The organism is Corallococcus terminator (genome assembly GCF_003611635.1).
In the GTDB taxonomy this organism is placed as follows: domain Bacteria; phylum Myxococcota; class Myxococcia; order Myxococcales; family Myxococcaceae; genus Corallococcus; species Corallococcus terminator.
The window spans coordinates 1-6,947 of sequence record NZ_RAVZ01000431.1; the positions used below are offsets into that span (position 1 = coordinate 1).

Annotated in this window: 9 protein-coding genes and 3 pseudogenes; 5 read left to right on the forward strand and 7 right to left on the reverse strand. The window is 68.2% G+C overall.

Going from position 1 to position 6,947, the window contains the following annotated elements; translation table 11 throughout:
- Positions 1-96 (forward strand): IS3 family transposase, encoded by a 96-nt coding sequence (locus tag D7V88_RS37055; protein WP_372241176.1) that lies wholly within the window; start codon positions 1-3, stop codon positions 94-96.
- Between the two features lie 22 nt (positions 97-118).
- Here D7V88_RS37055 and D7V88_RS37060 read toward each other — a convergent pair whose 3' ends face one another.
- Entirely contained in the window at positions 119-550 is a 432-nt protein-coding gene (locus D7V88_RS37060) for a DEAD/DEAH box helicase family protein (RefSeq protein ID WP_147449030.1), read from the reverse strand.
- A gap of 289 nt (positions 551-839) precedes the next feature.
- Here D7V88_RS37060 and D7V88_RS45595 point away from each other — a divergent pair, with 289 nt between their 5' ends.
- The 3 genes from D7V88_RS45595 to D7V88_RS37075 are packed head-to-tail and all read left to right on the forward strand — an operon-like array spanning position 840 to position 2,010.
- The gene (locus D7V88_RS45595; protein WP_120545294.1) at positions 840-1,145 is read left to right on the forward strand and encodes a transposase; all 306 of its coding nucleotides are present in this window, start codon (positions 840-842) and stop codon (positions 1,143-1,145) included.
- Positions 1,142-1,399 (forward strand): hypothetical protein, encoded by a 258-nt coding sequence (locus D7V88_RS37070; protein ID WP_120545295.1) that lies wholly within the window; start codon positions 1,142-1,144, stop codon positions 1,397-1,399. The genes D7V88_RS45595 and D7V88_RS37070 overlap by 4 nt, the downstream gene beginning before the upstream one ends.
- Positions 1,396-2,010, forward strand: a complete 615-nt coding sequence (locus D7V88_RS37075; protein WP_120545296.1) for a DDE-type integrase/transposase/recombinase — start codon at positions 1,396-1,398, stop codon at positions 2,008-2,010. The genes D7V88_RS37070 and D7V88_RS37075 overlap by 4 nt, the downstream gene beginning before the upstream one ends.
- Positions 2,011-2,124: 114 nt before the next feature.
- Here the strand turns inward: D7V88_RS37075 and D7V88_RS45315 are convergent, their stop codons facing one another.
- The 4 genes and pseudogenes from D7V88_RS45315 to istA form a co-directional block, all read right to left on the reverse strand.
- The gene (locus tag D7V88_RS45315) at positions 2,125-2,247 is read right to left on the reverse strand and encodes a hypothetical protein (protein ID WP_279636140.1); all 123 of its coding nucleotides are present in this window, start codon (positions 2,245-2,247) and stop codon (positions 2,125-2,127) included.
- Positions 2,248-2,412, reverse strand: a pseudogene (locus D7V88_RS45600) (ATP-binding protein); the annotation flags it as partial. It lies immediately after the preceding gene.
- Positions 2,375-2,911, reverse strand: coding sequence for an ATP-binding protein (locus D7V88_RS37080; RefSeq protein ID WP_244238594.1), 537 nt, complete (start codon positions 2,909-2,911; stop codon positions 2,375-2,377). The pseudogene D7V88_RS45600 and the gene D7V88_RS37080, both read right to left, overlap by 38 nt.
- Positions 2,912-2,967: 56 nt before the next feature.
- Positions 2,968-4,560 carry an IS21 family transposase gene (gene istA / locus D7V88_RS37085; RefSeq protein ID WP_244238595.1) on the reverse strand — a complete coding sequence of 531 codons (1,593 nt, stop codon included), beginning with the start codon at positions 4,558-4,560 and terminating at the stop codon, positions 2,968-2,970.
- A gap of 147 nt (positions 4,561-4,707) precedes the next feature.
- On the opposite strand from istA, the pseudogene D7V88_RS37090 reads away from it, so the two are divergent.
- Positions 4,708-5,151, forward strand: a pseudogene (locus tag D7V88_RS37090) (integrase core domain-containing protein); the annotation flags it as partial.
- Positions 5,152-6,066: 915 nt separating this feature from the next.
- Here the strand turns inward: D7V88_RS37090 and D7V88_RS37100 are convergent.
- Together D7V88_RS37100 and D7V88_RS45710 are read right to left on the reverse strand one after the other, a co-directional pair.
- Entirely contained in the window at positions 6,067-6,345 is a 279-nt protein-coding gene (locus D7V88_RS37100; protein WP_158625244.1) for a transposase, read from the reverse strand.
- Between the two features lie 395 nt (positions 6,346-6,740).
- Positions 6,741-6,947: pseudogene (locus D7V88_RS45710) on the reverse strand (IS701 family transposase); the annotation flags it as partial.

Here is a 6,947-nt window from a genome sequence, read left to right on the forward strand (position 1 = left end):
CTGTTCGACTACATCGAGGTCTTCTACAACCAGCAACGCATGCACTCGGCAATCGGTTACGCTGCGCCGGCCGAGTTCGAACGGGCAGCGGCATAGTCAACCTGTCCACGAAAGCGGATCACGCCCAGTCTGCGGTCTGCTTCACCAAGCTGACGTTGTCCGAGGTGAGGACGACTACGACCTTGAAGCCGTTGTCGATGGCCATCGCGGCGGTAGTGATCATCGCGAGCGTCTTGCCGCTCTGAACTCGACCGTAGAGTAGCCCTGTCGGGCAACCCTCCTTGAACGGGGCTTGTCCTGTCGCGAGCCCCGTGCCGTTGGGGCCAACCTCTCCAGGGGCGACGTTCGCCTCGTAGTGCCGCAGGATCGACGTCATGAGCGTTGTCACCTGCTCCTTGACACGTTCAAGGGTCGTGACAGACATGGGTGGCGACTTGCCAATTCCCGCAGCGAGTGCGCCGAGTGTGTCCAACAGAACGGTACCGTCGATACGTGGTACGAGCGTTGGCTTTCCTGACCCGACCTTGGCAGTACCGATCAATCCGCTCATCGTGCTCGCCCTCAATTTTAGCGGGGCGAGTCATGGCGGCTGCCCCACTCTTTAGGGGGCTACCATCACCCCCTTGGAGGAGTCAACGCACCTCTGGGCGTAGCCCGGTTCCGTGGCTCTCCCGCACTTCGTGTGGTTCCCCTCTGGGCGTAGGCAGACGCGGCAAGCTGCCAGCGGGGCGAATACACCCTGGGAATGGAAACGCTGTACCCACTTCCCTCCTGTGTCAGGGAAGTTGTCGCCTCGGCCGGGCTGACCACGCCTTGGGGGCGAGAGCAGGCAGGCTGCAGTGCCGTACACGGATGGATTCAAGTCAGAGATGGTGAGGCGGATGGTGGGCCCTGGCGCAGTGAGCGCCGCGGCGTTGGCCCGCCAGGTGGGCGTGTCGCAGCCAACGTTGTCGCAGTGGCTGAGGGAGGCGAATAAGTTGGCGGCGATGATGCCCCCGCCCGAGGAAAAGCCCGCCCCACCGACTGGACCGAAGAAGTGGACGCCCGAGGAGAAGCTGTGCGTGCTGGTGGCGGCCCAGGGGCTCCAAGGCGAGGCGTTGGGGGCGCTGCTGCGCCGTGTGAGGGGCTGCACGAGGAGAAGTTGAAGGAGTGGCAGCAGGCCGCCGCCGGAGCCCTCTCGGGTGCCTCCTCGGAGCCGCTGCCCGCCAAGGAGCGCAAGCGGCTGGCCGCCGCCGAGAAACGGGTGAAGGAGTTGGAGCGCGAGCTGCACCGCAAGGAGAAGGCGTTGGCGGAGACGGCGGCGCTGCTGGTGCTCGAAAAAAAACTTCAGGCGATAGGCTGGGACGAGCGACACCTGGACGACGAGGACGACGCAGCGGACGAGAAGCGCGAGAAATGACGCTCACCTACGTTGAGGAGGCCCTCCAGCAGGGCGTGCGTTTGGAGGCCGTCTGCGAGCGGCTCGGGTTGGCCCCTCGCACCATTCAACGCTGGAGGAAGCCGGCCACCGCGCAGGACGGGCGGTGCGGTCCGCGCACCCGGCCCGCCAACCGCCTTTCGGAGGTGGAGAGGCGCCGCATGCTGGCGGTAGCCAACAGCGAGGAGTTCCGGGACGTGTCGCCCAAGCAACTGGTACCGAGGCTTGCCGACCGGGGCGAGTACATGGCCAGCGAAGCGAGCGTCTACCGGGTGCTGCGCGAGGCGGGACAACTGGCGCACCGAGGCCACGCCAAGCCGCCCACGCCGCGCCCCCGGGCCGAGCACACCGCCCGTGCCCCCTGCCAGGTGTGGAGCTGGGACATCACCTACCTGAAGGGACCAGTGAAGGGCTGCTTCCTCTACCTCTACCTCGTGGTGGACGTCTTCAGCCGCCGCATCATGAGCTGGCACGTCCACGAGGAGGAGTCCTCCGCGCATGCCGCGGCCCTCATCCGAGAAACCTGGCAGGCCGCCGGCTGCCCCGAGGGGCTGGTGCTGCACTCGGACAATGGCGTGTCAAGGCTCGACTAATCAGGTCGCTGTTCGGTTCGGCCAATGAGGTCCGGACGTGAGGAGCCCGGGAAGCGCGACGGCGTGGACCGCGCGGGTTCGGCCAAACCGGTCCGGCAGGGGCTCCGCCAGGTGTCAGCGTGCGGCGGTCTGGGCCTGGGCCGCGCGCGGTGCGCGGGTGCGCTTGGCGAGTGGCGGGTTGCGGTAGCTGTCACCCTCGATGGTGAGGACGTGGGAGTGGTGCAGCAGCCGGTCCATGGCGGCGCTGGCCAGCAGTGCGTCACCAAACAGAGGCGGCCACTCCTCCAGGGCGCGATTGGAGGTGATGCAAGTGGCCGCACGCTCGTAGCGACGGCGGACAATCTCGTACAGGTCGATGCCCTCCTCACCCGTGAGGGGCCGCAGTCCGAGGTCGTCGATGATGAGTAGGGCTGGCGTGGTGAATGAAGCGCAGGAGGCGTCGCTCGTAGCTGTTGTCGGCGCGTGAGGCGCGCAACTGCGTGAGCATGTCGTGGGCGCTCACGTAGAGGACGGCGTGGCCGGCGCGACAGGCTCGCTGGCCCAGCGCCTGGGCGAGGTGACTCTTGCCGACGCCCGCCGGGCCCACTACCAGCACGTTCTCGTGCCGCTCGACAAAGGTGCAGGTGCCCAGCTCCAGCACCTTGGCGCGCGGGACGGAGGCGTTGAAGGCGAAGTCGAAATCCTCCAGGGTGCTGGGCCGCTCGAAGGCGGCACGGCGCATGCGCACGTCCAACTGCTTGCCGTCGCGCCGCTCCACCTCATCGGCCAGCAGTCGGTAGAGGAATTCCGTCAGCGACAAGTTGGCGTCGGCCGCCTCGCGGCATCGCACCTCGAGGGACTGCAGCAGCCCAGACAGGCGCAGCTTCTTCAGCACGGGGACGAGTTCGTCATAGGTACTCATGCGGGTGGTGACACTCCTCGGCGGGGTGAGACTGCGGGGACAGCGAGAGGGCCGCGCTAGCGCAGCAGCAGCGTGCGCACGTCGCGCGCGTAGCGGGGCGCAGGCGGCGCAGGAGAGGCGGCAGGCGTGGCGATGGCCAGGTGCCCGTCCTGGGGCAACGGCTGCAAGTCCAGGCCGCGGCGCAGGAGGTCCTTGAGCCCCTGGTAGCGCAGGTTGCCGAAGTGCAGCGCCCGCTGGCACGCGGCCTCGGCCCGCTCGCGAGGGAAGCCCTCCAGGTGCACCACCATGGCCTGCACGCAGCGCAGCTGGCTGAGGACGTCATCCGCGTCGAAGACGGCGCGCACGTACGCCTCGGTGTGGGGGCCCAGCCGAGCCGCCCGCGTCTCCCAATGGCTGCGGCTGCTGTGGCGCAGGGCTGCGCGCGCCTCGGGCAGGTGGGCTTCCACGGTGCTGCGGTGGCCCTCGCCGCGCAGCGGGTGGGTGGCCACGCGCTCGTCCTGGGCGTACACGCGCACGTCGTGGGCCGTGATGCATAGCCAGACGCGCTGGCCGATGAGACGCCAAGGCACCGAGTACAGCCGTCGGCCGTACATGACGTGGGCGTCGCGGTGCACGCGGGCCTCGTGCCACACCTCGGGTGCCCACGCGGCCGCCGGCAGCGCACGCAGCGCCGCGGCCTCGGCCTGCTGGAAGAGGAGGCGCGGCTGACGCCCCGTCGTGCCGTGCACGCGCACCGACGCCACGTCCCGCAGCCAGCGCTGCAGGGCGGCCTCGCACTCGCGCGCGTCCTCTGCGGCCCTCCCGGCGAAGAAGTTGCCCTTCACGTAGCGCACGCCCGCCTCCACCTTGCCCTTCTTCTCAGGGGCGCGGGGTGGGGCCGGGTCGACGATGAAGCCGTAGTGGCGCGCCAGCGCGCGGTAGCTGCGCTGCAGGGCCCTCTCCCCGTCCACCCCGAAGGCCGCGCGCACCACCGCCGCCTTGAGGTTGTCGGGCACGAGGCAGTGGGGCACGCCGCCGAAGTACGCGAAGGCGGCCTCGTGACAGCGCAGCCACGTCTCCACGCGCTGGTCGAACACCAGCGTGGCGAAGAGGTGGCGGCTGTAGCCGAGCACCATGACGAACACCCAGGCGCGCCGGAGCGCCCCCGTATCCGCGTCGTACAGTCGGCCCACTTCACCGAAGTCCACCTGCGCCACCTCGCCCGGGGCCGTCTCCACGGGGATTGCGACGTCCTCTTCACTCACGCCCTGGGCCCGACGCACGCTGCCCACCAGGCGTTTGACGGCCGAGAGGCTGCCTACCGGCATCCCTGCCTCCATCTGCAGCCGGGTGAAGATGGCCTGCGGCTGCAGTCCCTTCGCCACCCACGCTTCCACCTGGGCGCGGTGCGCCTCCAGGCTGGACGTCTGCTGGGGGACTGGCGGGGCCGCGGGCCGCACCGCCAGCACCGCGGCCTTGAGCACCTCGAGCTCGGGTAGCACCTGCGCGTCGCCCCGCAGCAACCCCGCCGCCTCCAACACGCGCCGGTAGTTGCGCTCCACGTCCACGCCCATGCGCAGCACCCGGGCCACCTGCCGCGCGGGCGTGCCCAGGCGGTGCAACCGCACCAATTCCTGCAGCCGGTCCATCTCCACTCTCCGGTTACTCACGCCACTTCCCTTTCATTGGGAAGCCAGCGTGGCCTGTCGGCGGGACGCCCGAGTGGACCGGTTTGGCCGAACCGGTGCGGACCGGTTTGGCCGAACTCACCCCGACCGGGTTCGCCGAACTCCGGAGGACCTGTTACGCCGAGCTACGACAATGGCGGCCCCATGAAGGGCGCCACGATGCTCGCGACGCTGCAATGGCTGGGCGTAGCGCCTTCCTTCAGCCGGCCCCGCGTCTCAGACGACAATGCATTCTCCGAGGCCCTCTTCCGCACGCTGAAGTACCGCCCCTTCTTCCCCCAGCGCCCCTTCGCCTCGACGCGGGACGCGCACGCCTGGGTGGCGCGTTTCGTGGGCTGGTACAATACCGAGCACCGCTACTCCGCCATCCGCTTCGTCACGCCCGACGACAGGCACTTCGGCCGAGAGGCCGCGTTGCTCGCCCGGCGCCACCAGGTGTACCAGCGCGCACGCGCCCGTCATCCCGAGCGTTGGAGCCGCGACACGCGCAACTGGGCGCCCGCAGGCCCCGTCCGTCTCGGCCCCTCTCCGAGCCTCACCCTGGCAGCGCAGGAAATGAAGCGCATTGGTTGAACCCTCTCACGCGGTCGGGTCGGGGGCCGGCGCGGTGGTGTGCAGGCTGCTCTTGGCCGTTTCTGCCGTTTCCAGCTTCGTGCCCGTGTAGAGCGGGCCATCACTCCGTTTCCGGTCCCCGCCACGTCGAACCGGACAGGCGGGTTTCCCGCATCCGGCTCACCGCGAAGGCGTCATCTCACCAGGGTTATGGTTCCGCTCGGCGGGGAGCCTGCTTTCAGGACGGCGTAGTACCTCACCCGGTAGTCATCAAAGAGACCCCAGGCGCCGTACACAACGTCCTTACTCCACCGCTTCCAACCGAATCCCCTCTTCGGGGCGGATTTCGCCCGATGGCCTATCCTCGCGCGGAGTTCCTGCGGACTGATGGTGGGCTTTGTCATCCCGCTCTCGCCTCGCTCCTCTGCTCGGAATGCCTCCGGTAGGGGCCCTTCGCTCCACGGGCATTACCCCGCTTCCGCGCTACTACGACCCCATCCGCCGGGCTCTCGCCTTCGCCGGGCTTCGCCTCGTCGGCTCGCCGCGGCTACCTTGCTTCCGCAGGTTTTCTCCGCGGGGCGAGGAGCCCTTCCCTGTTTCCACTCACGTCCTTGTGCACGTGCCGTCGCCCTCTACCCCGCCGGATGGTGCGGCCCCTCGGTCGTTCTGCGGGGACGCCCTGCTGCCTTCGCCGTAGTTGTGGCGGCTCGGCACCCGGTGGCATCAATTGACGGGGCCTCGACTGGGCGTTCACGCGTCGTTACGGCCCGCGCACTCGCTCACCCCGCTGAGACGGGGCTTTGTCGGTGGGCTTCACCGCAGGGCTCTCCCCTGTCGGCGCCACCCCAGCTATGCGGCCTTGACCTGTTGCCGCCTCGGGACTTTCACCCTACGGGTCCATGAGTTCCTCCAGGCATCACACAACTACCTTGACGCTCACCGCAACTCGTTCTTCCTCATCAGCTCGCCCACCATGGCCTTGAGTCGTAGCACCTCGTCGTCCGCGGGCTCGGGCTCGCGGCTCTTGAGATTCGCCTCGGCTCCGGCCAGGAACTTCTCCCGCCACTCGCTCAACACCGCCGCCGTGACGCCCAGCTCCCGCGAGAGCGCGTCGAGCTCCTCACCCTTGAGCAACCGGAGCACAGCCTCCTTCTTCCGCTTCGCGGAGAACCGGCCGCGCTCCGACGTCCTGTCCTGCTTCTGCTGCTTCTTCACATCCACCTCACGAGGGGAGGCTATCCCCCAGAAAGGGGTCTCAGAAAATCCTGGGGCGGAGGAGCTCAAGCTTCTCAAGCGTCAGATGTATGGCCGCCAACTTCGACCTATTGCGTCGTCGAGTGCTGCTCACCGTCTGAACCTACGGTCCACACGAAGAGCGGGAGAGCCACGAAACCGGGACAACTTCACTCCGTGAGTCGATTTACGTGTGCCTCTTTGCCTTCCGCGCGTGGACGACATTGGCGATGCGTGCTGCAGCTTCGTGCGGCGACTCGTGCGCCCATACGCGCATGACCGCCCAGCCGTCGGCGCGGAGCCGCGCGTCGGTGTCGCGGTCACGTTGCTGGTTGGCGATAATTTTTGCACGCCAGAATTCTGCGTTCTGCCTAGTACTACTTGATCAGATGCGTGACGGCCCGAGAGGAGGAGCGCGGGGATTGAGGTGACGCAGGCAGAGGGGACAGTGGCCGACGCGGCTGAGCAGCAAGTGCTGAAGGCGACGCCGCACCATGGGCAGCGTCCATTGCACTCGCTTCCGGGGGAAAAAGCGCTCGACGCAGCGCGAGGAATCCGTGGGCCACCATGCAGAGGGTGGCGTG

Excerpts from the sequence above, each read along its gene's own strand:
- D7V88_RS37060 (WP_147449030.1), bottom strand. The coding sequence starts at position 550 with ATGAGCGGATTGATCGGTACTGCCAAGGTCGGGTCAGGAAAGCCAACG.
- D7V88_RS37075 (WP_120545296.1), top strand. The coding sequence starts at position 1,396 with ATGACGCTCACCTACGTTGAGGAGGCCCTCCAGCAGGGCGTGCGTTTG.
- D7V88_RS45315 (WP_279636140.1), bottom strand. The coding sequence starts at position 2,247 with ATGGACCGGCTGCTGCACCACTCCCACGTCCTCACCATCGAGGGTGAC.
- D7V88_RS37080 (WP_244238594.1), bottom strand. The coding sequence starts at position 2,911 with ATGAGTACCTATGACGAACTCGTCCCCGTGCTGAAGAAGCTGCGCCTG.